This window comes from Candidatus Zixiibacteriota bacterium (assembly GCA_040752815.1).
In the GTDB taxonomy this organism is placed as follows: domain Bacteria; phylum Zixibacteria; class MSB-5A5; order GN15; family FEB-12; genus JAGGTI01.
This window is the reverse complement of sequence record JBFMGC010000040.1, coordinates 1-25,658: the sequence shown is the minus strand read 5'-3', so window position 1 is coordinate 25,658 and position 25,658 is coordinate 1. Positions and strand designations below refer to the sequence as shown.

The 25,658-nt window shown below is 57.5% G+C and carries 25 protein-coding genes and 1 tRNA gene; 20 read left to right on the top strand and 6 right to left on the bottom strand.

Translation table 11 applies throughout. The annotated features are described in order from the left end of the window. The first annotated feature begins 438 nt into the window (after positions 1 to 438). Together AB1772_09995 and folE are read left to right on the top strand one after the other, a co-directional pair. Complete coding sequence (locus AB1772_09995) at positions 439 to 1,869, top strand: hypothetical protein (protein ID MEW5796674.1); 1,431 nt, start codon at positions 439 to 441, stop codon at positions 1,867 to 1,869. A 367-nt stretch (positions 1,870 to 2,236) separates the two neighbouring features. After that, positions 2,237 to 2,776: a GTP cyclohydrolase I FolE gene (folE, locus tag AB1772_09990; protein MEW5796673.1), complete on the top strand. Its 540-nt coding sequence runs from the start codon at positions 2,237 to 2,239 to the stop codon at positions 2,774 to 2,776. Between the two features lie 129 nt (positions 2,777 to 2,905). Here the strand turns inward: folE and AB1772_09985 are convergent, their stop codons facing one another. Then, positions 2,906 to 3,250 (bottom strand): hypothetical protein, encoded by a 345-nt coding sequence (locus AB1772_09985; protein ID MEW5796672.1) that lies wholly within the window; start codon positions 3,248 to 3,250, stop codon positions 2,906 to 2,908. Between the two features lie 271 nt (positions 3,251 to 3,521). Between AB1772_09985 and AB1772_09980 the strand changes: the two genes are divergently transcribed. The 4 genes from AB1772_09980 (at position 3,522) to AB1772_09965 (ending at position 5,710) form a co-directional block, all read left to right on the top strand. Beyond that, positions 3,522 to 3,845 carry a DUF202 domain-containing protein gene (locus AB1772_09980; protein ID MEW5796671.1) on the top strand — a complete coding sequence of 108 codons (324 nt, stop codon included), beginning with the start codon at positions 3,522 to 3,524 and terminating at the stop codon, positions 3,843 to 3,845. Positions 3,846 to 3,987: 142 nt separating this feature from the next. Next, the gene (locus AB1772_09975; protein MEW5796670.1) at positions 3,988 to 4,476 is read left to right on the top strand and encodes a DUF4440 domain-containing protein; all 489 of its coding nucleotides are present in this window, start codon (positions 3,988 to 3,990) and stop codon (positions 4,474 to 4,476) included. Positions 4,477 to 4,585: 109 nt separating this feature from the next. After that, complete coding sequence (locus AB1772_09970; protein ID MEW5796669.1) at positions 4,586 to 5,032, top strand: DUF4440 domain-containing protein; 447 nt, start codon at positions 4,586 to 4,588, stop codon at positions 5,030 to 5,032. Between the two features lie 57 nt (positions 5,033 to 5,089). Next, complete coding sequence (locus AB1772_09965) at positions 5,090 to 5,710, top strand: hypothetical protein (protein MEW5796668.1); 621 nt, start codon at positions 5,090 to 5,092, stop codon at positions 5,708 to 5,710. Between the two features lie 104 nt (positions 5,711 to 5,814). Here the strand turns inward: AB1772_09965 and AB1772_09960 are convergent, their stop codons facing one another. After that, on the bottom strand, positions 5,815 to 8,820 hold the full coding sequence (locus tag AB1772_09960; GenBank protein ID MEW5796667.1) for a M4 family metallopeptidase: 3,006 nt from the start codon (positions 8,818 to 8,820) through the stop codon (positions 5,815 to 5,817). Between the two features lie 172 nt (positions 8,821 to 8,992). Next, the gene (locus tag AB1772_09955; GenBank protein ID MEW5796666.1) at positions 8,993 to 9,736 is read right to left on the bottom strand and encodes a protein-L-isoaspartate(D-aspartate) O-methyltransferase; all 744 of its coding nucleotides are present in this window, start codon (positions 9,734 to 9,736) and stop codon (positions 8,993 to 8,995) included. A gap of 171 nt (positions 9,737 to 9,907) precedes the next feature. On the opposite strand from AB1772_09955, the gene AB1772_09950 reads away from it, so the two are divergent. The 5 genes from AB1772_09950 (at position 9,908) to AB1772_09930 (ending at position 15,817) form a co-directional block, all read left to right on the top strand. Continuing rightward, a complete protein-coding gene (locus AB1772_09950; GenBank protein MEW5796665.1) occupies positions 9,908 to 10,909 on the top strand; it encodes a zinc-dependent alcohol dehydrogenase family protein in 1,002 nt (333 codons plus the stop codon). A gap of 35 nt (positions 10,910 to 10,944) precedes the next feature. Beyond that, positions 10,945 to 11,856 carry a hypothetical protein gene (locus tag AB1772_09945; protein MEW5796664.1) on the top strand — a complete coding sequence of 304 codons (912 nt, stop codon included), beginning with the start codon at positions 10,945 to 10,947 and terminating at the stop codon, positions 11,854 to 11,856. 51 nt (positions 11,857 to 11,907) lie between these two features. Next, the gene (locus AB1772_09940) at positions 11,908 to 12,429 is read left to right on the top strand and encodes a rubrerythrin family protein (protein MEW5796663.1); all 522 of its coding nucleotides are present in this window, start codon (positions 11,908 to 11,910) and stop codon (positions 12,427 to 12,429) included. A gap of 9 nt (positions 12,430 to 12,438) precedes the next feature. Continuing rightward, a complete protein-coding gene (locus tag AB1772_09935) occupies positions 12,439 to 13,830 on the top strand; it encodes a glutamate synthase-related protein (protein ID MEW5796662.1) in 1,392 nt (463 codons plus the stop codon). 262 nt (positions 13,831 to 14,092) lie between these two features. Continuing rightward, positions 14,093 to 15,817, top strand: a complete 1,725-nt coding sequence (locus AB1772_09930; protein MEW5796661.1) for an NAD-dependent malic enzyme — start codon at positions 14,093 to 14,095, stop codon at positions 15,815 to 15,817. A 245-nt stretch (positions 15,818 to 16,062) separates the two neighbouring features. Here AB1772_09930 and AB1772_09925 read toward each other — a convergent pair whose 3' ends face one another. The 3 genes from AB1772_09925 to AB1772_09915 form a co-directional block, all read right to left on the bottom strand. Further along, a complete protein-coding gene (locus tag AB1772_09925) occupies positions 16,063 to 16,548 on the bottom strand; it encodes a hypothetical protein (protein MEW5796660.1) in 486 nt (161 codons plus the stop codon). A 65-nt stretch (positions 16,549 to 16,613) separates the two neighbouring features. Further along, positions 16,614 to 17,222 carry a fibronectin type III domain-containing protein gene (locus AB1772_09920; protein ID MEW5796659.1) on the bottom strand — a complete coding sequence of 203 codons (609 nt, stop codon included), beginning with the start codon at positions 17,220 to 17,222 and terminating at the stop codon, positions 16,614 to 16,616. A gap of 249 nt (positions 17,223 to 17,471) precedes the next feature. After that, entirely contained in the window at positions 17,472 to 18,029 is a 558-nt protein-coding gene (locus AB1772_09915) for a GNAT family protein (GenBank protein MEW5796658.1), read from the bottom strand. A gap of 204 nt (positions 18,030 to 18,233) precedes the next feature. On the opposite strand from AB1772_09915, the gene AB1772_09910 reads away from it, so the two are divergent. The 9 genes from AB1772_09910 to AB1772_09870 all read left to right on the top strand — a co-directional run bounded on the left by AB1772_09910 (position 18,234) and on the right by AB1772_09870 (position 25,566). Further along, a complete protein-coding gene (locus AB1772_09910) occupies positions 18,234 to 18,866 on the top strand; it encodes a hypothetical protein (GenBank protein MEW5796657.1) in 633 nt (210 codons plus the stop codon). Next, complete coding sequence (locus tag AB1772_09905; protein ID MEW5796656.1) at positions 18,863 to 20,242, top strand: hypothetical protein; 1,380 nt, start codon at positions 18,863 to 18,865, stop codon at positions 20,240 to 20,242. Before AB1772_09910 ends, AB1772_09905 begins: the two co-directional genes overlap by 4 nt. A gap of 186 nt (positions 20,243 to 20,428) precedes the next feature. After that, entirely contained in the window at positions 20,429 to 21,373 is a 945-nt protein-coding gene (locus tag AB1772_09900) for a hypothetical protein (GenBank protein MEW5796655.1), read from the top strand. A 42-nt stretch (positions 21,374 to 21,415) separates the two neighbouring features. Then, positions 21,416 to 21,874 (top strand): hypothetical protein, encoded by a 459-nt coding sequence (locus AB1772_09895; protein MEW5796654.1) that lies wholly within the window; start codon positions 21,416 to 21,418, stop codon positions 21,872 to 21,874. Between the two features lie 81 nt (positions 21,875 to 21,955). Continuing rightward, a complete protein-coding gene (gene tadA, locus AB1772_09890; GenBank protein ID MEW5796653.1) occupies positions 21,956 to 22,432 on the top strand; it encodes a tRNA adenosine(34) deaminase TadA in 477 nt (158 codons plus the stop codon). Further along, on the top strand, positions 22,429 to 22,890 hold the full coding sequence (locus AB1772_09885) for a hypothetical protein (GenBank protein ID MEW5796652.1): 462 nt from the start codon (positions 22,429 to 22,431) through the stop codon (positions 22,888 to 22,890). Before tadA ends, AB1772_09885 begins: the two co-directional genes overlap by 4 nt. Continuing rightward, positions 22,887 to 23,441 (top strand): hypothetical protein, encoded by a 555-nt coding sequence (locus tag AB1772_09880; GenBank protein ID MEW5796651.1) that lies wholly within the window; start codon positions 22,887 to 22,889, stop codon positions 23,439 to 23,441. Before AB1772_09885 ends, AB1772_09880 begins: the two co-directional genes overlap by 4 nt. A gap of 130 nt (positions 23,442 to 23,571) precedes the next feature. Further along, a tRNA-Ser gene (locus tag AB1772_09875) sits at positions 23,572 to 23,661 on the top strand. 234 nt (positions 23,662 to 23,895) lie between these two features. Next, positions 23,896 to 25,566, top strand: a complete 1,671-nt coding sequence (locus tag AB1772_09870) for a hypothetical protein (protein ID MEW5796650.1) — start codon at positions 23,896 to 23,898, stop codon at positions 25,564 to 25,566. Positions 25,567 to 25,658 lie beyond the last annotated feature (92 nt).

Here is a 25,658-nt window from a genome sequence, read left to right as displayed (position 1 = left end):
CTCCAGAACCGAGAGCAACATTCGCTGCGCTCCCTCACGGGCGATGCTGTCAAGATCCTCAGTCAATCCGGTCGCCCGAGGCTCCGCGATTCTGCTTGCCACATCGTGGCACTTCGTATACTTTCCCCTCAGCGTATCCTTTCGTCGGCCGTGTCTCCACACGACCGGTTTCGGTTTAGATTTCACCGAAAGGCTACGCTACTTTTTTGCCTATTTCCACACCTTTTGGAATTAGCTCTCACAAACCACCCGGTGGCGCCGTATTCCTTAGAAATAGTGTGGGCCGGAGCGGTGTTCCCGGCAAAATCGGAGAATATCGGCCTCAGATTTCACATTTTAGCGTCCCCGGAGCGGCTGTAAAAGGAAAGTGACTGATCGAGATACGGCTCTTCGGGAGCGAGATTGAACCGTCGGAATGAATCAACCATTGGAGGTCCCATGAACTGGTGGTCCGGAAATGTCATCGGAAACGGCATAAACAGAAGAAGGATGCTCGGTCGCCTGCTGGCTGGAGCCGGGGCGGCTCTTACAAGTCTCAGCCTCACCTCGCTTGGCCGGGCGGCAACCAGAAAATCACGCTTCCTGCTTGAATCGACAACCGCGGCGCGCGGCCTGGAAACGGTCCTGCAGTTTACTTTATTGGAGGCGCTTCATGGCCGACGGGCACGGCGATTCTCGCTGGGCGCGTCGATTCCCGACGGCCCCCTGGCATATACTTCTCAGCACGCGCCGATGCCATTGTCCGACCTCGAACAGATGCTGGTCCTCACGGCCGTCGCCGGCAACACCGGCTGGCTGTATTTGCACCCGTTCAACAAAAGATATCTGCCCAACATTCCCAATTATGCCGGTGCCGCCGGAGGCAGGACCTTTCCGTCTTCGGCCGGGTTCCATACGTCCGAAATCTTCTTCACTGACGATACCGGCATTTACTTCCTGCCCACCCGTGATCTGCAACCCACGAAAGAATATACCGGCAGCGACACCACCGATCTGGAAGCCTACTTTCAGGTGCACCGGGCACGAATCCGGAAACTATCTGACAAGCGTATGCATATTCCGGAGAACCCGGCCCATATCGACATGCACAATCCCTGGTGCGTGAACCGTCCGGGCAGCACTCTCATAATTCCGGTGGCCGATCTGGCACAGCATCATATCGCCGCCCTGTGTTATCTCGTGCAGAACGGCGCCTGCATTTTCGACGATATCAATCACACGCCTATCCCCGAGTTACAGAAGTTCTCGGCCCTGGTCGATACCAGGAATCCTTACCCGCTCACCTTCCTTGAACAGTTGGTGTTGACCGAGGCCACTGTTGAAACCGGCACGGCCTGCTACGCGGGAGCACTTATGCTTCAGGCGATCGGCCTGGGCGGTTGGATGTTTGACGGGATCACACCGTTTAGTGTGCTGGGCGCCAGTGGCGACCCGGAAGTTCCCGGACTCGGTTTTCGTTTCGATACCGACAGCCGCTGGTCGCTGCCCAATGCCACCGGCTTGCCGGGAGTGTTCGAGGGATTCTGCCCGCCGCACTTCAAAGACATGCGGGCCGCGGTAGAGGCTCTTGTAAAGAGGAAGTTCGGTCCCGGCGGGCCGTTCAACCCGGCAACTGAGGGCCCGTATCGTGAGAACGCTCGGGTACGCGCGGCCGGCAAGATACATGACTCAGACTTCATTGACTGCGTCGCCACAATGGCACAGTACGTTTACGATCGCTTCGGGAAGTTCCCCGGGATGATCCCTACCATCCATGTACTAATGTACCTGCAGGCGCACCACCTCGACCTGGGCTTTTACGATACCCATTTCCAGCCGGGTGCGTATCTGGACACTCACCGGGACCACATGGCTACCTGGCACGCGTGAGAAACTCCCGGCGGGCTTCCTCTTTCGCAGTTGGCGCGCATTCTCTTTTGTGTTTGGCGTAAAACCTACCCCGTGGTTGCCCGCTTCAAGCGGGCAATCCATGGCCATTGCGTTACTTGCCCTAAGATCGTGGTGGACGGGGATATCCGCCACGCCCGATATCCTCTCCGTTCGCAGCAAGCTCTAACAATCAGAAGTCGTCGATTATTCGAGTGGATGACTGAAGCCTCACACGGTATACTCAGCTACCACCCTCGGGGCACCGGCAGATCCCGGAATCACTTTTCGTCACGCGCGAAAAGCCACTGGTGGCGGGCCGCGGAGTGCGTACATTGGCCTGAGCGACAACCCTCACGGAGTGGAGTTTATGGAAGACGCATACCGACAGATAATCACGGCCATCGGCGAGAACCCGAATCGCGAGGGACTTATGATGACTCCGTCGCGAGCCGCCGAGGCCATGACCTATCTCACCCAGGGATACCGTCAAAACGTCGATGAACTTATTGGCCGCAGCCTCTACAAAGCCGACACCGACGAGATGATTATTGTCAAAGACATCGAACTGTACTCGCTCTGCGAGCACCACCTGCTTCCTTTTATAGGCAAGTGTCATGTCGCCTACTTGCCGAAGCAGTATCAGATCGGGATTTCCAAGATCGCCCGCGTGGTGGACTTCTATGCCCGGCGGCTCCAAGTGCAGGAACGGCTCACGCGGGAGATCGCCGAACTGCTCATGGACCGACTCAAACCGGGCGGCGTGGGTGTCGTGATCGAGGCACAACATCTCTGCATGATGATGCGCGGGGTGGAAAAGCAGAATTCAGTGATGAAGACGTCGTGTCTGCTCGGATACTTCCGGGACCGAGCCTCCACCCGCGCCGAGTTCTTGCAGTTGATCAGTTAAGGTCCGCGTGGTCCCGCGGGCAGGGTCACCCGTCGGCACACGGACGCTTCCAGTGCTGTCGGACGATCCTGGCCGACAGCCCCACGAGTATTGCACAGGCCTTACTGTAGCCCGATCAGGCGGCGCCCGTTACTCCAGGGGATCGACCGGCAGCGGACCCAGAAGATCAAGAATCGCAGATTCAGGGTCTATGTCCGCCTCCGGCTGCCGTCGCTTTTTCCAAATAGCGAGGCGCACGCGGATCATGGTACGCTTGACCGATTCGTTGGGGCGAATCGGAAGCCGGTAGCGGCGCTGGATCCCCATGACATAGTACCGCTCTTCTTCTTTGAGCCGCAAAGCCTTGAGGGCGTCGGCAAACTCCCGGTACTGCTCCGAACCGGGCGAGAGAAGATCGCGCAGGCCTTCGGGGATGCGGGCGATATATTTTTCAACCAGCGGGTGAGTGCCGGCGGCCGGTTTAGTCTCCAACATGGTCACGCTGCCTAAAATAGATAAATAGAGTCTTCATTACAGTATCTACCTTGTGCTCATGAACATTTCACCGAGGCGGGGGTTCCCGGAATCTGGCCGCCAATCGGGAAGTCGGACCCGGGCGTGTTTCAGGTGCTGTTGTTCGACCCTGACCGACCGCCCCGGCGCTCCGGGACAGTCCCCACGAATGACGGGCGCGATACTTTACGTGAACCTCTGGCTGATTCAGTTTGTTGTTGGCCAGGATGATTGAGATCGTTACTTATGGAGAATGAGCGCCTTGTTCCGCCGCAATGGGTTTGACGAAGACGTCTACGCCAAAGTCGACAACGAGCGCATGGAATTGCGCGACTACCTGGCCACCGACCGCACCAAACTGGCCAACCAAAGCACTTTTCTGGCCTATATCCGGGCCGCGCTGACCCTCTTTGTAGCCGGGGTGACATTCGTGAAGTTTTTTGACTCGCCGGTTATTGAGACTATCGGCTGGGTTTTCGTACCGGTAGGGCTGGCCACGTTTGTAATCGGGTTCTTACGCTACAACCGGCTGAGGATAGCTCTCGACAAGATCAGGCCTCCCCGCCGAGACAAATAGGACCGCCGCAGCGGGGAACGTCTTGCCCGTGAACGGATCCCACCCTAAATTGTATCAGCATAGAAACCGGCCGTCTCTACCTGAGTTTACGGTCCAACGATTGTTAGGTCCTTGATTTCGTAAGTTGACTGGAGAAAACGCCATGATTCTGCAGAACAGACTGAAGCCACAGTGGCTTGCGGTTTGCCTGCTGGCCCTATATGCGAGCGGTGCGGCCCAGTCGAAGTCGCCCGACAAACTGGCCGCTGTCAAGGCCGAGGCGGATTCGATAGCTGTCATTATCGGCGCCGCGCTGGCTCAAAAAGACTCCGTGCTGCTAGCCTCAGCTCTCAGTGACACCGTGGGCATTGTCCTTCCGGGCGACAAAAAGCTGGACAGCAAGGCCAAAGCGGCCAGATACTTCTGGTTGCTGATGAAGACTGTCGGCGGCTCCAAACTGGAGCGGACTCGCACGGCTATCGAGCCGATAGCCGGGCACGCTGATCTAGCGCGCGAGGCGGGCGCCTATCGCCTCTCGCGGACTTCGGAAGCCGGAGTCACGGAGGAATGGAGAGGCAAGTATACGGTCTATTGGAGACGCTCCGGCGACGGCGGTTGGATGATTGAGAGGCTGTTTGTCACCAAAGACTAGATCCCGGGGGCGCGGAATCGGTCTAACCGACCACCACCACAGACTCCGGTCAAAGTGGAGTTCGGCAATCTGCGCCGGCATTGTTTTCGCCCTTGGGGCGGGCGTTGTCATGGCTGATGGTTCAACCGGACTAAGACTGGCGAGTGACTCGGCGTTGGGCGTGGTGCAAAAAGCGCTGGAAACCGAAGAAGCCGAGGGGCTGGCATCGATATTCACCGAAAACGGCGCGGTGGTAACACCGACCGGCCAGACCATCCGAGGGCGACTGACGCTGAGAACCATGGCTACTCTCCTGATGATGACCTGGGGCGGCGGAAAACTGCAGATCAGCCGTGACAGCCTCATGGCGCGAGATTCCACCGGCAACGAAATCGGCCGGTTCACCTTCCGGCGCACTCCCAAAGATGAACCGGAACAGACCTGGTCCGGCAGCTATACGATAGTCTGGGAACGCGAGGGCGGGCGCTGGAAAGTGGCGCGCGCGGCCGGGCTACTCGACCAGCCGCCGGGAAATCGCCGCCCACCCGATGTTCAACCGCCGCCCGAACGCCGATAACTCGACTACAACAGTTGGGCACAAGTAATCGACAAGCTTTCCTGATAGGAACGAATAATGATTCTTGATTTAGTTCTCTGGTTCGCCCTGGCTTATCTCGTGGTGATGCTGGTCTGGCGTTTCGTTGGCAGACGCAGCTCCGGGGCGAGGGACAAGAAAACGACGAAGAGTTTTGCCGAGCGTATATTCGGTCGCGGCTGGACCGCGCCGATCGTGGTGATTGTCATTGCAGTCGGGGCGTTTTTTCTCAAGGCGGGCGGCAGTCTCTTTGGGATAAGCTGGTCCGAGGCAGAGCGGGCGGAATTGGAACACTTTGTGGAGGCGATTGCGCTGTACCAACAGGCCAGTGAAATGGCGGCTTCCACCATGCTGCGCACCGAGGACTGGGAGACCGTGAACGCCATCCTGCAGGCCGCTTTGACCGAGGCGGACCAGGTCAGCGACAACCTGCTGAACCGGATCGATCCGGAACTGACCCAGGCCTTCAAGGACAATTTCAAATCCGGCCTGATGACAAGCATCTATGGCCTGAGGTATTACACCGCGTCGCCTCAAAAAGGCAAGGACACGCTGTTGCATTACCGGATGGACAGCATTAACGCCGGCAGGGCTCGCCTTCAGAATTGGAACCAGTGGTTCTCGTCCCACCGAACCGAAATCATGAACAAACTGGATTAGTCCCGCTTTCTGCGGACAATTATGAAGGCGAGAGGAACACTGTTCCTCTCGCCTTTTCACTTAGCCGGATCGGCCCACCTGGGCGTCTAGCCTGGGTTCGGCGACTACAGACAGCTCGGCAGCCCCATCGTCGGACCGGTCACAAACAGGTAGTCGATCAGGACCGTGATGTCACCAATGGTGAGGTCGCCTGACTGAGGCGCCGCACCGCCCGACTGGTTGATATCAGCTTCGGCGTAACAGTTCAACGGCATCCCCGACACAAAGAGGTGATCGATAATCGTCGTCACGTCGCCGATCGTAGGCTCGAAGCCTCCATCGGTGTTAGCATCACCGACTATACCGACGCAGCAGCAGGCATCGCCGATACCATCGCCATTGCCGTCTTCCTGGCCGGGATTCGCCTTCTGCGGACAGTTGTCGCAACCATCGGCGATCTGGTCGCTGTCCGCGTCGGCCAGATCATCGAATCCGGCGCACTGATCACAGAGATCGCCCACCGTGTCGCCGTCGCTGTCTTCCTGTCCCGGATTGGCCAAAGAGGGGCAGTTGTCCAGATCGTCCGGGATGCCGTCAACATCGGAGTCGGCGCCGCCGACACACTGATAAGCGGTCACGCGGAAATCGTCGATATTCCATCCGCAGAAACGCCAGCCGCCATCGGTAGGACCCATCGTGAACCTGACATAAACAAGCGGTTCACCCGAGGCCACGGCCGAGATGTTGACGTCCATGAAAGTCCAGGCGAAATCGGCGATCTCAGTCGGATTCTCCCAGACCGTGGTCCAGGCGAGACCATCGGTGCTCACGCTGATGGAGGCGCGATCGTAGATCGGCTGCTCCACACCCAGCCAGCGCTGAAAGTTGATATGTACGTTGGTTAGGCTGGAACAGTCGATCGCCGGGCTGGTCAGATGACGGGCCGGCATATTGTTGTCGTAATCACCGGCCAGGTTGAAACCGAAGACGTTCGTCCCGGAGTACGCGCTCGATGGATCCGGGCCGCCGTATTCCCCACCGCCGCCGGTCGGCGTACCGCGGGCCCAGCCGGCGTCGGCAACCCATCCCTTATTGGTCTCGAAGTCATCCTCGAAAAGAGTCGTCTGATCCGTGCCCGGTTCCGCGAGGAACCACTGAAGCTGGCCCGGATCGAGGAATTGGCCCTGAGTAGTTTCGAACGCTTCGACCATATACTCGAGCCGCTGCCCGCAGTAGACTGCCGGAAGAGTGGCTTCGAAATGTCCTGGCCCCAACTCTGTCATGGGCGCGGATTGAATGGTCCCGCCGTTGATGCGGTAGTATATGCCGCCGCTTCCCGACAGCACGGAACCATCGAAGGTCGCCCCGACGATGACTTCAAAAGTGGCCGGTTGGCCGGGGGTCAGCAGCGACGGCTTGCCGTTGGGATACGTGAACACGAGATACGGGCTGGGCATGCCGACACCGACTGCGGTCCAGGCATTCCGAACTTCCTGCTCCCACACGCCCGACTGGTCCAGGTCACGCGCTGCTAGTATCGTACCATACGCGGCCTCGGAGTAAGTGGACAACGGCGTCCAGTAGAAAGAGTTGGCGCGATATGCGATCTGTATGGCGGTCTCAACTCCGAGCCCGGTAACCGTGACACTGTGATGAGTGCCTCCGTCCGAGAGCAGATAGAACCACTTGTTTCCCACTCCGCTATTCGTATGAACGCCGCAGTAATCGTTGCTGCTACTTGGGGTACAACCCACGACGTTTACCCAGAACGTCCCACCGTAATAGTCCGGATCTGAACGCGCCGGCGGGTTTGACATATCACGGAAATACCCGCCGCTGATCTGGCCGTTTTCACCTACCAACCAGTCCGGAGTATCCAGGGAGTCGTGTGCAAATTCAAACGCGGCGCCCATCATATCTGAGTAAGACTCGTTAAGAGCGCCCGACTCCTTCTGGTAAATCAGCCCCGATTCGTTTTCCGTAACGGCGTGCGCCCACTCGTGGGCGATCACGTCCGGGCAGCCCGCCAACGACCTGAAGCCCGTCCCCCAGGACCAGACAACGATCTGAATTCCATTCCAGTAAGCGTTGTTGTTTCCTTCGGCGGAGTAATCCACCGACGTGTACATGCTCGCACCGGCATTGTCAAAACTGTTGCGTCCAAAAAACCCCAGCAGCCAGTCGTACATCAGCGCCGAGTAGACGTGCCCGTCCACCGATGACGCCTGCGCCGCTTCCGACCAGACATTGTCGGCGTCGGTGGCAATCGAACCCGGGAGCGACGCGCCGGCCACGAAGGTCTGTATGACATTGCCGAGCGGCATCTGGCCGCCGTGTCCGTGAGGATTGTTGGCGGCCTGGCGAGTGTTGTCCACCATGTAATAGGTAGCGCCGCCATCGAAATCTGTATCAATGTGGTTCCGAGCGCCGCCCATGACACTGGTACCGGTGCCGATAGCGTCGACGTCCATGATCCGATTCGCCTTGAAGATCACTTCACCGGAGCGAGCATCGACAAAGTACTCCCAGCGCCCCATCGGGCTGCCGGAGAAAATCTCCAGTCGATACGCCAGGTAGTTCTTCCCTTCCCAGGGATATATCAGCAGTTCGGGTTGGTTCGGCTGTCCGCCGCCGAAAAAAGTGGCCAGATCGTTGACCGCGATGTCGCGCGCCTGGTCGCCGCTAAGCTGCGGCGTGGGGCTGACAGCGACATTCTCCAGATAGGTACCGTTGATTGCATTAAGCACGCCGTTCGGCGCAAAGTGTGCGATCATCTCGGCCCCATATACGCGCAGCCCCTCATGCACCTGCCTCAGCCGGATATGCCTCATGCCCAGCGGATCGAGATCAACTCGTTTGACCTGGATTTCCTGAACGGCGTCTTTCATCTGGTAGGCCGATTTCTGATTCTCGAGAAACCTGTACACTTCGGCGATTTCCGCGCCCGGAGATACGGGATCGGACAGCCGTCCCGCCACAAAACGGAGCCGTCCTGACTCTTCGTCCTGAAGCACGGTGATTCCGGGTTGAGTTTTGAGCCGGTCGATTCCGGCTTGTAGCTGGGTCGGTCCGGCAGCCTGAGCCACTGAGGCCGCCAGGAGCAGGAGCAGAACGAGGGGTGCGATGCGCATCAAGATGTACCTCCAATGGTTAGGTCGTCCACACAATCCAACTTAGTAACTACCGGGGGTTCAGTGAGGTGCCCGGAAGCCTGGCAGTAAAGGGGCAGGGACAGTGTATTATATAAAATAAATTGGATTAGTCAAGATAATGGTGACCGGGTCTCGCGTTCCGAGCGGTCGATTACTCCCCCTCCCGCTCCGCTGCGCCGGTCATGGGCACGAATCGGACCGGCAGGATGTCGTGGTATTTCAGCCTTCCTCCCACCTTCTCAACCAGCTGTAAGGTCTGGTATCCCTCGCCGACCGGCGCCACCAGAAGACCGCCGTCGGCCAGTTGATCCAACAACGGCTGCGGAATCGTGCGCGGCGCGGCAGTCAGCATAATTGCGTCGAACGGCGCCGCCTCCGGCCACCCGGCGTAACCGTCGCCGATCAGCACTTCGATGTTCTCATACCCAAGGCTGTCGAGCAGTTTGGCGGCGCGCCGGCCCAGGCTTTCGACGATCTCAATCGTGTAGACTTTCGCGGCGAGCTCGCCCAGCACCGCGGCCTGGTATCCCGACCCGGTGCCGATCTCGAGGACTTTTTCGCTCCCCTGGAGGTCAAGCAGCTCGGTCATCAGGGCGACAATGTACGGCTGGGAGATGGTTTGGTCCTCGCCGATCGGCAGGGGGCCGTCGGTATAGGCATACAAACGATGCTCCACCGGTACAAAGAGATGGCGCGGGACCTTCCGCATGGCCTCGAGCACGCGTGGATCAACCACGCCGCGGGCCACAATCTGTTGATCGACCATACGCGTACGGGCCGCCTGATACGACGAGTCCCCCGGCCCGCCGGCACAGCCGTCAGCGCCAAGAGCCGCTATCGACCATACCACCGCGGCCGCAACAGTGAGCCGACATCTGGGAATTGGCGCAATCATGAGCTTACCCGGAATTTCCGCTTACATGATAGTACGCACCCGGGTTCTATGCAACTGGCGCAGTACTGCCTGCCGTCTGCGCCAGGATAACAACCTCTTGACTTTGATTCGTTAATCCTCAACTCTGGTCTCGCGAAGGCGGAAATCTCGGAGCGTTTGGCGCCAGTCAATATGAAAGCGATGGTACTTGAAAGACCCGGCGAGAAGCTGCGGCCGTCCAACATCCCCGCGCCGGTACCACTTCCCCACCAGGTACTAATACATGTCCATGCCTGCGGAGTTTGCCGAACTGATCTGCACGTGGTCGATGGCGACTTGAAAGAGCCGAAACTGCCACTCGTACCTGGCCATCAGATAGTCGGTGTGGTCGAAGCGGTCGGGTCAGACGTAACCCGTTACAAAAGGGGTGACAGGATCGGCGTCCCCTGGCTCGGAAGCAGTTGCGGGGAATGCAGATTTTGCCTCTCGGATCGCGAGAACCTGTGCGATAAAGCAGTTTACACCGGCTATCAGATCGACGGTGGATTTGCTGAGCAATGTGTCGCCGACCAGCGTTTCTGCTTTCCCATACCGACCGGCTATCCGGACCGGCAGGCGGCCCCGCTCCTGTGTGCGGGGCTTATTGGGTATCGCGCGCTCGGCATGACCGGCCGGGCGAAGCGACTCGGCTTTTACGGTTTCGGCGCGGCGGCGCACATTCTAATCCAGGTAGCCACATACCAGACACGCGAAGTGTACGCGTTCACCAGAAATGGTGACGCCCTGGCGCAAGAATTCGCCCGAAAGCTTGGCGCGATGTGGGCCGGTGATTCCGACGAAACGCCGTCCCAGGAAATAGATGCGGCCGTCATCTTCGCGCCGGTCGGCGATCTCGTACCCGTTGCACTTAAGCATCTTACGAAAGGTGGGACTGTTGTTTGTGCCGGTATCCATATGAGTGATATTCCGTCGTTCCCGTATTCTCTGCTGTGGGGAGAACGAATGGTGCGTTCGGTGGCGAACCTGACGCGGCGCGACGGCGAAGAGTTCCTCGCCCTGGCGCCCAAAGTCCCGGTCCGAACCGAGGTGCATCCGTACTCTCTTGACAAAGCCAACCAGGCGTTAGATGATTTGAGGGCGGGCAGACTGACAGGCGCCGCGGTGATCGTGGTTGATCCCGTGAACTGTTCGTGAGTCTCGCCCGCATGACTGTAATATTTGGAGAGACGATGCTCGCGAGAACAGCGATCCCACTGGTGTATCTTCTCGTCGTGGTCGGCGCGACGGCGCTATTCATTACCGGATGCGGCGAAGAGGCAGCCCAAACGCCGCCGCCGGCCGACACCGCCGCCGTGACAGCCGACACTGCTCCGATATCACAAACCCGCTTATACCAGGCCGTTGTCGATCTCCCCCCGGATGGCACCGAGTCGCTGAGGAGAAAGCGCGCCGAGATCCTGAGCTGGACGCCCAAACAAGCAGACAAGATCGATTTCGCTCTCAAGGGAGTCCGCCGGATCGTGCGACTGGCCGACCTCGGCCTGGGCGACACTGTCAGTTTCGCGGCGCCGCGGATGCCTTCAAGCGGCTGGCCGATCGCCCACTCGGTGCGGCTGAACCTGGGCAGGGAAATAACCGCTCTGGTGACCCGTTTCAAGCTCGACACCCTCCCCGGCCCGCGAGTTCGCGGCGAAGGATACCTGAGTCTCGTGGGGTTACACTGCGACACGACCTACGGCGAGTATATCGAATTGCCTCGAACCGGATCAGGCCCCGGTCGTTTCGAGCTGGTTTTCCTGTCCAATCACCTGTTCGTCCAGTTGAACTGCTGCGGACTGCCCCCGACAATCGGCATGGCCCGCTACGGCGATGTCAGCGACACCCTCACATTGATCTACACCTTCGATCCTTCTCGAGCGGGATATTCCATCACGCTGATCGGTCCCGAGCACGGGCGCACCTATCCGGGGTTCGATTATGGGCTGTTTCGTACTGAGCGCGGCGAGTTCCATCGCGATCTTCAGGAATTCCCGTATCTCTGCCGGGCCCGGGATTCGAGCTACGTGAATCTGGTAATCGGAAGCCGTTTCCGCGGCCGCAAATCCCAACTCGAACCGGTATTGAGCGTAAAGATGTTCTGATCAAGCTTACCGCCAATTAAAAGCGATGTTGGCATACATAAGGAGACTGAAATGAGCAAGACCCGGGAGAATCTCCAGGCCGGATTTGCGGGCGAATCCCAGGCCCGCAACATGTACACTTTCTTTGCCCAGGTGGCGCGCAAGGAAGGCTATCACTATATCGCGAGGATTTTCGAGGAGACCGCCGACAACGAGCGCCGCCACGCCAAGGATCAGTATGTCATGCTGAACCCGCTCGGCGATACAGCCGCCTGTCTCGCAAAGGCGATGGAAGGCGAAGACTACGAGACCACCACCATGTATCCGCAGTTCGCTCGCGATGCCGAGGCCGAGGGAAACAAGGAGGCGGCGGTGCTTTTCAAACTGATCGCCAAAGTAGAAGCTCACCATCGTGATCGCTACCGGCGGCTGCTCGAGATGGTAAAGAACGGCACCGTTTACAAACGCGAGAAGCCGATCAAGTGGAAGTGCTCGGTGTGCGGGCACGTCCATGAAGGCACCGAGCCACCGGTCAGGTGTCCCTGCTGCCGGCACGCGCGAGAGTACTTTGAGCCGGCCAACATGGATGTATGAGGCGGCGCAATGGCCTCATACGTTTGCAATGTGTGCGGATACGTATACGACGAAGCTGTCGAAGGTGTCGCCTGGTCCGATCTGCCCGATGACTGGACCTGTCCGGTTTGCGGGGCGGACAGATCGTTGTTCAGCCGTCTTGTAGAAGAACCGGCCCCGGTCGCCGCCGCGACAGGCGGCGGGAGTGGATCGTTCCGGCGGCTGTCGGACGATCTCGAAACTGCGATGGCGGATATCCACGCCATGGCGGCGAGTGGACAGTCGGTGATCGAACCGATGCGCACGCCCCGGCCGGTCATATCGTGGGACGATATCCTGATCATGGGCGCTCAACTCGCGCGCCTGCCGCTCAACGAAAACGAGCCGGTCAACACACGGACCGTTATCGGCCCGCGCGCCAGGCACCCGCTCGTGATTGAGACGCCCATCTATATCAGCCATATGTCATTCGGGGCGCTCTCGCGCGAAGTCAAAATCGCCCTGGCCAAAGGCGGCGCGACGGCCCGCACCGCTATTTGCTCCGGTGAGGGAGGTATCCCGTCCGAGGAGCGTGAAAACGCGTACCGCTACATCTTTGAGTACGTTCCCAATAAGTACAGCGTCACCGATGAGAACCTGCGTCGGGCCGATGCTATCGAGATCAAGATCGGTCAGTCGTCGAAACCCGGCATGGGCGGGCACCTCCCCGGCGCCAAGGTTACCAAAGAGATTGCCGCCGTTCGCGGATTCCCCGAGGGGAATGACATAATCAGCCCGGCGCATTTCGATGACATCCGCACACCGGACGATCTGAGAAAGAAAGTCGCCTGGCTGAGGGACAAATCGGGCGGCAAACCGATAGGTGTCAAAATCGCCGCAGGGAATATCGAAGCCGATCTAGACATTGTACTGCGAGCCGAGCCCGATTTTGTAACTATAGACGGCCGCCCCGGCGGAACGGGCGCGTCGCCCCGGTACATAAAAGCGGCGACTTCAGTGCCGACCGTATTCGCGCTCTGTCGGGCAAGGATGTTCCTCGATGATCGCGGAGCCAAAGATGTGTCGTTGGTGATCACCGGTGGGCTGCGGGTATCATCCGACTTTGCCAAAGCGCTCGCTATGGGCGCGGATGCTATCGCGATTGCCTCCGCAGCGCTGATGGCCTGCGGCTGCCAGCAATACGGGGTGTGTCATACGGGACAGTGCCCATTGGGGATCACCACACACGATCCTGAACTGAGAGCGAGGCTCGATACCGAGAAGGCAGCCACCGGCCTTGCGAACTACTTGCAGGTCTGCACATCCGAACTGCGCGACTTCGCGCGTTTGACCGGCAATCGCGATGTGCACGCCTTGTCGCTTACCGATCTCCGCACGACGAACTCGGAGATTTCATCGCATACTACGATCGGGCATGTGTAGACGCAGGCTGGTGAGTGAGGAAGGATGCGCGGGTGCCTCACTGCTTAGGTCCTGTCTGAAAAGCCCGACATGTTGCGTTAGGTCACACTTCGAGCCCGACCCGCCGAGCGAGTCAGGCACGAAGCAAGACCTGAAGCAACAGATCGAAGTTTTGAGACAGCCTCAGTAGGTGGGCCACAAGTCAGTCGCTTGACTTCCCCCTGCGCTCCCTCTTTCTTCCACCGCGACTGCCACAAAAGACAGTCACCAAGGAGCTACGAAAATGAAACGGTTCGAAATGCGGGTCGACCCTCTTACCCACGAAATCTACTACGCCGTGCCTCACAAGGGCCACGCCGTGCTGGCCGACCCGCTGCTTAACAAAGGACAAGCATTCCCCAAGCGCGAGCGCGCCGAGTTCGATCTTGACGGATTGCTTCCCGAGTCTGTTGCGTCACTGGAGATGCAGACCGAGCGCAGCTACGACATGTTCCAGATGAAAACAACCGATCTCGAACGGTACGTAACCCTGATCGGGCTGCTCGATCGCAACGAAACCGTGTTCTATGCGCAACTGGTCAATCATCTGGAGGAGATGCTGCCGGTAGTCTATACGCCGACGGTCGGCCAGGCCTGCCTGAAACTTTCGCGCATCATCCGCCGCTGGCGCGGTATCTACATTTCCGAAACCAATGTCGGCCATATCGAGCAGATTTTGAAAAATGTCGGCCTGCCGGATATCGCGCTGCTTGTTGCCACCGACGGCCAGCGCATTCTCGGACTGGGCGACCTCGGCGCCGACGGCATGGGCATACCGATCGGCAAGATCTCGCTTTATGTGGCCGCCGCCGGGATTCATCCGGCGTCGACCCTGCCGGTCATGATCGATGTCGGCACCGACAATGAGCGCCTGCTGAACGACCCGCTCTATATCGGCATGCGCCACGAGCGTCTCGCCGGCGACGCCTACTACGACGTAATTGAACGCTTCATTCAGGGGGTCAAGCGGGTATTCCCGCGCGCGCTGCTTCAGTGGGAAGATTTCGGCAAGCAGCACGCCGCCACGCTGCTGAATCGATATCATGACCGCATACTGAGTTTCAACGACGACATTCAGGGGACGGGCGCCACCGCGGTCGCCGCGCTGCGGACGGCCTACCAGATCACCGGACGACGTCTGGCCGATGAGCGGGTCGCCGTCCTCGGATTCGGGCAGGCCGGCAGCGGTGTGGCCAACGCGCTTGTCACATTGATGACTACCGAAGGCGGCCTGTCGCAAACGGAGGCGCGCCGTAGAATATATGCGGTCGACATCAACGGCCTCCTGCTGGAGGGGGACTCGGCCGATCCGTACCAGATCAATTTCCTTCAGCCGCGCGCCGCAATTGCCGATTGGCCGGTCGACAAAACTCGGCCACCCCGGCTCGAGGACGTCGTCAAACACGCGAGGATCACGACCCTGATCGGCCTGTCAGGTGTCGCCGGCGCCTTCAACGACACGATCCTTCGCGCGCTGGCGCAAAACGGTGAGCGGCCGATTGTGCTCGCACTATCGAACCCGACCTCGCACAGCGAGGCAGCCCCCGAGGCGGTCATGGCGGCCACCGGCGGGCGGGCGTTCATGGCGACCGGCAGCCCGTTTCATCCGGTGAGGATCCCCGGCGGCCGCGCGCTCGAGATTTCGCAATGCAACAACCTCTACGTTTTCCCCGGCATGGGGCTCGGCGCGATTGTCTGCCAGGCACAAAAGATCACGCATCGGATGTTCCATGCCGCGTCGTGCGCGATATCCGACATGGTGACCCCCGAGATGCGCGCCAAAGGAAATCTATTGCCGCCGCTTAAGAACACGCGGGAGGTGTCGTACACGGTGGCGATGGCGGTTGCACGGCAGGCGCGCGAGGACGGCCTGGGGATGATTGCGTCCGACGAGCATCTGTCCGAACTCATCCGTGGCGCGATGTGGACCCCGCACTACTATCCATACCGCTACACGGCGGTCGATTAGACCACAGCGCGGCGCCCTGCTGGTGGCCCAGTCTCCCCCACGCTTTACTCACTCGGAAGGGTCACGATACTGGTGGCAAGTATACTCACAGTCTCAACCCACCGCAAGCGGTGGGGCACCCGGCGCAATAAGAATCGCTATCCACTTCCAAATGCCGCCTTTCTTTATCGTCTTACCCAGCTCATGGTATCGTTCTTCGTCTGACATTAGAAAATCTCTATAAATACTGTGCTATGCTGTTTACCCTATTTCGAAACCTCAATGTGTACTTGTACAGGCTCACCATCTGTTGCGATCTTGATTCCATCATCGATTGAGGACATCTGTATCCCAATATTATCAGGTCCGATGATACCCATATCTTCTTTTTCAAGAGTAGCAAACACATTTTCTGGCTTTAGACCATTCCAACCGCCAGTTGCGGCATCCACTACGACACCAACCAAACCCGTGAAAAAAACGTCAAGGAAAATATAGCCAAACTTTGCGGATGCGCGGACATGGGCTGTAGCGGGCTTGTAGCCTTCCTTTGAAAAAGTAAATGTATAGCTATGCTTTCTGGACAACTGTACACTTGTCGGAGTAGTATAGTCCCCAATCTCGGGTGAGCCTTTCAGCTTCGCACCACCGGGGGAAGATTGGATGTCTATCGTCTGGGTTGAACCTTGAAACATGGCTCCACAACCTGATAGCATAAATGTGATGACTATAGCAAAGATAACGACACGCATGTTCTTCTCCTTCGTTCTTATAAGTTATTTGTTTTCACTTGTAATCTTCTACTGACTCACCGACCTTACAGCACCGCCATGACGGTGTTGCTGGGTTCGCCTTCGCCGGATTTGTTGATTGCAACAATCCGGTATTCCCATTCCTTGCCGCGTTCCTGGTCGACAAGGGTTATCTCCGTAATCACCGCCGTTGCGACATCTTCCCATGGACCATCGGGACGTATCCGACGCATGACCTTGTATGCGCTCGGTTTGCCGCCGTCGGTGGCCGCTTTCCAATCGGGGAAAACCCAGCCCTCACCCTGCCGTGGCGCCTCGAGAAGCCGCGCTTGGCCCGGCGCAGCCAGATCGGTGCGGGCCGCACGTCCGGCCCAGCCGATCAGCTTGAGCTTGTCGTCATCGTAGTTGACCGTGTTCTCGGCGTAGCGGATTTCGGCTTTCATGGCGTCGCTCGAATCGTCCAACGCCTCTTCTTTATCCGAGGTCGCCTGTTCCGCCGCCGCCTGCGCCGCTACTGCGGCGTTCTTTGCCGTAGTGTAGGCGCTGATTGTCGTCGCCATATCCATCACGCTAATTGGCGGTGAGGGATAGACAGCGACGTTATTGGACAACCCGATGACCAACTCCTGCGCCAAAGCCAGAATCTCGGCTTCGCTTCTCGGAAATCTTGCCACTCAGGATATGTCCTCCATCCAAAGAGTTCTTACCTGCTTATGTCGTTATGAACAATATATTACCCCCCCCCCCCGCATTTGTCAAGCGAAAAATGGAATTATTTGAACTTTTTTTGCCTCTCAGAAAGCACGGGTGCCCCACCGCTTGCGGTGGGATTAGATTCAGAAATTCGCCTCGTCCATCGAGATCGGTACATCTCTACACCCCACATACCAATTGTAACTCACCCAGTGCCATTCACCCGGCTCTCAATCAAACTCATACCGCAACAAGGAGTACGAATACCCGTCGCGCAATTCGCCGTCATAGAAATAGTGGTGCCGCAGGGTGCCGTCGCGCTTGAACCCCGCTTTTTCGAGCATGCCGACCGCGGCCTTATTCAAGGACGACGTCTGTGCGTACACTTTGTTCAGATCGCGTGTGCGAAAGAGCCAGCGGGCGAGCAGGCGTATCGCCTCGGTGCCGTGTCCCTTGCGACGTTCGTCCGGGTCCATGAGCAGGCCGAGCTCCGCGGAACGGTTGAGATGGTTCCAGCCGAAATATCGTATGATGCCGACCGGCCGATTGTCTTTCTCTCGCATGATGACAAACAGCTGTTCGTCGGCGGTGAGCTCTTTTTGCTTGTACGCCTCCGCCGCCTCGGCAGGCGTGCGCAAAGGGCGCGCACGACTCGACTGCATGGCGGGATCGCTCAGGAGGTACCAGTGGTGAGTATTGGCGACATCCTCAGCGGTGGCGAGTCTGAGATAGATGTTTTTTCCGACCAATCCGGGATCGGTCATCGGCGCGGGCTTCTTATCGTCCATAGTCATCCTTTACTCAGCTACCAGTTACTATGACATGAAATGAACCGCCGGGAGCGAAGGCAACTTACAAATGGTCCCTTACAATTACTACCAATCCTATCCCCTTTTGACAAAACTCTTGTATGATAGTCGGTCGCCGGATATAATGATAGCAAAGTGCATCCTATCAACTGAATACCTTCGCCGCCCGCCACAGGAGGTCGTATGTGCAGCACACAGCCCAACCGCAACCGCGCGCTGCATCTCACCACAGTCATCGGAATCATCATCACATCGGTTGGCGCTCTTGCCGCCGACAGTACGGGCATTCGACAGGGCACTCCTGCCCAGCTCAACATTGTCACCGGTCAGCAGGCAGCTCGCTCCGCGTGGCCGCATTCGGACCAGCCACAGTCGACGGGCGCACCACAGGCCGAGCGCCGTTCGGTAGGCTCGGCGCTTATGTCCCAGGTGCCAATGGGCCCCGGCGTGAGCGTGATCAGGACATACGATGACGCCCAGTACACGGTCGGCCAGGGGCGGCATATCGCCCGTTGGTGGAACGGGGAATCCGGGGAAAACATGCAGGTCGATGTGCATTTCGGGTATCGGGCGATGGACAGTCCGCCTCCGGCGGGAAGCGGGCCGTTCTCAGGATACAACGTATACGATGCAAGTGTTCCAACTGGCAATTGGCCGCTTGGTCAGGAGATCGGCGGCAACCTGCAGTCTTCTGATACTCTGGGGTGGGGTGGGATGCCGAGTCTCGATACGCGGGAGAGCGGACTCGCCGTAATTGCAGCCACCAATCGATTCTTTCGCACTTTGCCGGTGGGTCTCGCCTTATTGATAACATGATCTACTACCAGGGCTCCCAGTACGGTCTCGCCTACGATCCCCGCTCGAATCTCAATGTCACCTGGATAGACAGCACGGCATACCGTCCCACTTTCCTAAACCAGTCCGCCGGCAGATACTCGCGTTACCCGCAGGTAGTGGCACAGTGGGACGGAGCGAATACGATCGTGCATGTTCTTCTCTGGGAGGATACGGTCGGAACGATGCTGTCCGGCGACTATTGCTGCAATAATCTGCCTTACTACACGGTGTCCTATTTCCGCAAAGTCGGCGATGAGGCTACGGTTGGCACGTGGAGTGCGGGGCGACCCATTGATTCCTGCTGGTTCCCGTGGGCATCGCTCGCGGCAGCGCCCTACCCCCAAACCGGTCTGGCCGTGACCTACACTAATCCCACGTTCTATGGCGGGCTTATTGATAACCCGAATGACCTTGACGTCTGGTGCCGGGAGTCTTTCGACCGCGGGGTGAGCTGGCCGACAGCCTACAGTGTGACCAATTACATGAACGCTATCGCCGGTCATCCCAATCACTTTACCGCCTGGCTGGAAACTCAGGCGCTGTACGACATAAGCGGTGATCTACATGTAGTCTGGACCGCCAAACCGACTTCGTCTGATCCGTATTTCGATGGTTTCGACTGGACCGGCTTCGATCAAAACATCTACCACTGGGCGAAGTCGACGAATGAGATAGTCAAGGTTGCCACCGGCAGTTACGAAGACTTCGATGATCTCTGCGGCGGGATTGTGACCAATGTCTACGGCTTCGGCGGCAGCAACGCCGGGTTTATTGCTAACATCAGTTTATCCCAGTGTGACGACAACCTGTACTGTATCTGGAATCAGATTCACCAGCGCGCCAATCGCAACGACGGGCGCTGCTATCAGCCGCAGCCAATGCCGGGTGTACTGGATGACTGCGCTTATACAGACAACCCGATGGCGCGCGCAAACTGGGAAATCATGATGTCGGTGGCTCGTATGGAGACGCCGCATTTGTGGGATCTAGCGCGGAATGTTTCAAATACGTACAAACCGGATTGTGGTCTGGCTGGTGATCCAATGGCAGATGGACTCTGCGGCAGCGAATATAAGCCGACAGTGGAGCGATACGGTCTCGATGAAACCGGCCTGGATCTGACCTGGCCGGCTGCTACAGATGTAGACCTGTCACCTGGACATAATTACAGTGGTAGTTTCCATTTGAACATGCAGTATCTCGACGACCAGTTCCCCGGCCCGAGCATGTGGGGCGAGTGGCAGACGCAGCCGAAGACACTCAACTGGACTCGGTGGATACGTCTGGCCTGTGTTGAACCGGTCGAGGCGGCGTGGATTGTGGTGCGCCCCCCAAGTATCTCCTGGCCCAAGTGAGTCACGCTGGGTCAGACTACGAATTTCACGGTCGGAGTCCAGAACGACGGCAATGTTACATTAAACTGTATCCGAATCGGCACGTATGACAACGGCGGCAGTTGGCTTGGAGTGTCTGAGAACCCCACGCCAACGAGCCCATTTCAAGTTGCGGCGGGAATAGCCAATACTCGCACATTCGACATCATGATTGACGCCACGGCGCTGTCAAGCACGCAGTGGCTCGACGGTTTGGTCTGGTTGAAGACCGACGCCGCCAATGCTGATTCTTTGGCTATCCCGATTCACGTATTGGTTTCGGCCGATGTCGAGCCGGTAGTCTGGGACACCGTCCAGAGCCACACCTACATGTTCGACCCGTTCTTTGATCCTGAGGGTGAATGTGTGGCCCTCGCAGTTTCCAACCATGGCGAGATCGGTAATCTCGGCGGTGGATCGGTAAACCTCGATTACAAAGAATCGGGTCTTGAATGCGGCACGCGCGACGAGGACGCGATCTATCTCAAGTCCGGTTCACCGTTTGTAATCATGGCCGATAATTCAGCCGGGGCGAACGCGCGCCTGACTTGCTCGTACAATGACGCCAGCCAGGTCGATGTAACCGGTTGGGACCCGACACCAGCCAAAGGGTCTACCACGGGCGGAGTCAATTCGAGCGATGCTTACGATTCGGTGTATACCGGCCAGTTTGTAAACCGGGATACGACGATTGCTATGGAGAGGATCTACTATGCCCCGCGGCCGAGTACACCACTTTGGGCCTCGCGGAATTTTGTTGTCGACTACACGAAGGTTTACTCGGCCGATGGACAGGCTCATGGTCACGTAACGATAGGAAATGCCGTTGACTGGGATGTACCGTCGGACAGAATTGGTCACAATAACAGCAACGTATCGGTACCCGGAGGGTTCGTCTATATCCAAGGAACGGATACGGCGGGCCACACCGGCTGTCAATCACACACGAATCGGTTAGCAGCCGAAGATTTCGGCGGTTATTTCACGTCGGCAGAGCTGGATACCAACCCTTGTGCCAACCACGGGGCGTTTTATGGCTGCGTTGCGCTGCCTGCGTCACTGCTGGCAGACACAACCCATTATCGCGACGGTACTCCCCTAATACCGAGCTAGCCCAACCCCCTGGTCTGGTGGCAGGAAACCCAAGCAGCCGGCTTGATCAATAAAGAAACACCGCAGGACCAGGCGGTCTGGCTTACCTATATGCACGACTATAACCTGAGCGCCACCGACACGCTGCATTACTGGACGGTGCTTTCGACCGTGCGTAACGGCACATTGCAGGACTTGCAGGACCAGGTCCTCTACGCCAAACTCTGGTACCTGATGAGTGTACGCGGTTTTCCCAGTGTTTGCTGTATCGGGCGGGTGGGTGATGCCAACAACTCCGGAGATGACGAGCCGACAATCGGCGATGTCACAACGTTGATTGATGCGAAGTTCATCTCAGGCACCTGCGACGGGGTCATAGAGTGTGTTCAGGAGTCTGATATCAATCAGTCAGGTGGTTTTGGGGCAACCTGCGATGACATCACAATCGGAGACATTACGATGCTGATCGATTACCTGTTCATTACCGGCCCATCGGCGGTGCTTCCGTATTGTGGTTGTTAGCGTGTTCAGGTAGTTGAGCTAAACCGTTAAGCCGCGATCAAAAAACTTTCGCTTTGATCGCGGCTTGCCCATATTTCCTCCATGCACACCGAGGACCACGCCCGCTTTATGCAGATCGCCTTTCGCGAGGCGGAGCTGGCCTACGAAAAGGGCGAAGTTCCGGTCGGCGCGGTGGTCATGTTCGAGAACCGGGTGATCGGGCGAGGGCATAACCTGACTGAGTCGATGCACGACGCCACTGCCCACGCCGAGATTATCGCGCTCAGCGCCGCCTACTCGCGCTTTAAGGACTGGCGGCTGGAAAACTGCCTACTAGTCTCGACTCTCGAACCGTGCGCCATGTGCGCCGGCGCGGCGGTGCTTTCGCGAATCAAGACAATTGTCTTCGGCGCCCGCGACCCCAAGTTCGGCGGCTGCGGGTCGATATTCGACATACCGACCGACCGAAAACTCAACCACCGGATCGAGATTGTCGGCGGAGTTATGGAAGCGGAGATCGCCACCCTGATGCAGCGGTTTTTTCGCGAGGTCCGCGACGGAAAGGAGCGCGTGAATTGATCGACTCCCGAACACAGGATCAACCCAACTGGCGCGTGGTGACAATCCTCACCTGGGCAATGCTGGTGGTTGCGCCTGCCGTGTATCTCATCATAGCGCTGTTTGTCGACGCCAAGGGCATGCAGGCCCCGGCCGGCAACGACGTTGTGTTTTACATACTGTTTGTGGTTGCGCTGACCGACCCGCTGCTGGCGTTCATTATTGAACCGTCGGAAATCGGCAAGTTCAAAGCGGGTAAGAGCGCTGCGAAAACAGCCGGCAACCTGTTTCTGACTGTAAGCATAGTGAAGATGGCGATGGTCGAGGCGGTGTATATATTCGGACTTGTATCTTACCTCGTCACGGGCAGACTGGATTACATGCTGTACTTCTATCCCCTCGGCATTTTGTGGTCGTATGTGCACTGGCCACGCCGCGAGAAATTCACTCGGCTGCTTGAGGAGCTGAACCGTCCATGAATAGCGAGCCCGACAACACCCGGGACTACGACCTGACCGGTATGATCATCCGGCCGCTCTATTTCGGCATGCTGGTCAATATCGTCATCCCTGCCGGGCTGCTCTTTGTATGCTATTACATCAACGGCCGTTATCCGCTCGACAACCAGATTCCCACGATCGCCAACGCGCTGTTCTATGTCTTCTGCGTGATCTCGTTCGGGCAGGCGGCGCTGGCGCTTTGGTGGCGGAACCGTAAGCTTCAGGCGCCCATGGTGCATCGCGCGGGGAGTTTCGAGCACGATGTCGGCACGGCGATTTACGAGCGCTCGCGGCCGGTCTTTCTGCTGATCGCGTCGATTACGGTGTGGGCGTACGTATACTTCGGCCTGACCGGTCGGTTTCACGAGTCGGTGGTGTACGTGCTGTTTTCGTTTCTGGTGTTCCAGGTGGTGCGTCCGCGCTACGGGTCGGTCAAGAAGCTGATCGCGCACCAGGAGGAGTTGGTCAGGGACGGCCGTTTTGCGTCGGGCTCACTGGCGGACATTCGCAAGGAGATCGAGTCGCAATAATCGACTTTACATCGCCTCCGGATTTGGTAGATTCGCCTGGTTGAGGTATAGGACTGGTGGCCCACCACTTGTGGTGGGATTGGGACACTACTGGTGGCCCACCGCTTGCGGTGGGATCGATAACTACGACGGAGAGGTGGCCGAGCGGTCGAAGGCGTCGGTCTCGAAAACCGATGTGCCCTTACGGGCACCCTGGGTTCGAATCCCAGCCTCTCCGCCAGAATGGGGTGAATCATGACCGACATTTCAGAGAATGTGAGTACCCACAGCAGAGCTGTGGGCTACCGGGTTTATTATGAGGCAACGTATCTACCTAACCCCCTCGCTACGGTTACATTAATTATGAGTCAACTCGGACTGCTTGAATTCACTTGCCATTAGTACGCTTGCAATTATATTGAATGTAGTTTAAGAAGTCTGTTGAACTTCTGGTTGAGTGAGCCACCGAATCAGCATGAACAGGAAACCTCCTGCAAAACTACGTGGTATAGTGGTTTTCGCCACACTTTTGGTTGCTGGGGTACCTGTTGTTGGGTTAGGCGGCAGATTGCCCGGGCAGTCTGAGTTAGAATACGCGGGTAGTGCGCTCTTAAGTAACCCTCGCCGAGCCGTGCTTGATGGTTCCGTCTTATACTTGGCCCAGGTTAGTGGCCTACAGGTTTACAGCATGTCAGATCCCTGTAATCCAGTCAAGATCTGGCAACAGTTTATTTCTTCCGGAGTTAAAGACATAGCTGTCTTCGGCACTCACCTCTATTTGGACCGAGGCCGATCGGGACTGTATATATATGATATTTCAAACCCTGAGTATCCAATTCTAAAGGACAGTACTGAGCTAACAGGTTCTGGACGTAGGCTCTTGTGTTCGGCTAGCAACTATTTGTTTCGGGCCTGTGACGACCAAGTCCAGATTTTGGGAATTGGCGATCCTTTTTCGCCTACACTTGTGAGTACCCTTCAGTATCCTGAATCGGAATCACCGGTAAGCTACCCCATGTTTGGTCTGGCGGTGTCTGGCAATATCTTGTTGGTGGGAGCTCTTGATCTTCTCGTGATTGATATATCAACAATCTCGCAACCTGCGGTCCTTTCGCGAGTCGACGTCCCCCAAATAGCTGTCGACATTGGTATCAAAGATGACACGCTGGCCGTAGTCTCCTGTCTCTCCGATGGTCAGCCTCCCGGCGTCTCTACTCTTTCGATCTATGACTTCGCCGACCCGATACATCCTGCGCTAAGAGGCAGCCTGGAAAAGTCTGGTGCCCTTAACGCTGTGTCACTCTCCGGTGACTTCGCCTTCCTTGCAGGCGGCCCCACTGGTGTTGCAGCGGTAGACATCTCAGATCCCTATTACCCACAACTTAGGTGGTGTCTTGCTCCACGCGGGGACGCCGTCTCTACGGTTGTGTACCACGGTATACTGCTGGTGGTAAACAAAGCTCCTACATTGCTGGACACATCTCCTTACGATAGACCTATGTGTGATTCAACAGGTACGCTCTCTCCGCATCGCGCGTTCGCGGGTGACCTGCTTATCTATGATATACTGCGTCCGCTTGAGCCTGTTGAAGTAGGAGTGGTCCGGCATCCTGGCTACACGTCAGATCTTTGGATTCAAGGCGATCTAGCACTCGTGTCCGATGACACACGTGGTTTGGCAATAGTCGATATTTCTCGCCCAGACACTCTGATTGAGGTTAGCATGCTTCCAGATTTGGAGAGGACTTCGGCAGTAGCTGCTAGGGGGAGTTTTGTCTTTGTCTTCCAACAGTTCTATGGACTTCATGTGATAGATATATCCGACCCATCACATCCAACCGTATCCACATCTATCCCAATTTCGTCTGGGTGGGTTGACGAAATGACGGTCAGCGGCGATTCCCTTTACATAGCTGCTGGCAGTTCGGGTGTTTTGGTTGTCGACGTATCGTCGCCACATAATCCCCTTCTAGTAGCGACGTGGCCTATTGCTGATTTCGCTGCTGATGTACTAGTCAGCGATGGCTATTTGTATGTAGCTGACCGTAATGTGGGGCTGCAGGTGATCGATTTGGCTGACCCTAGCACACACACTGTAATCCCTGAATACCCTAGTGTGATGCGTCATAATTGTCTTGACATTTGATTTGAGTTTTTGTATGCTCTGGTTCATGAATAGAGCAGAACGAATCAGGCTGTCGCCGGCGGAGCGGACCACGATTGCGCGCTGGGCTCGCA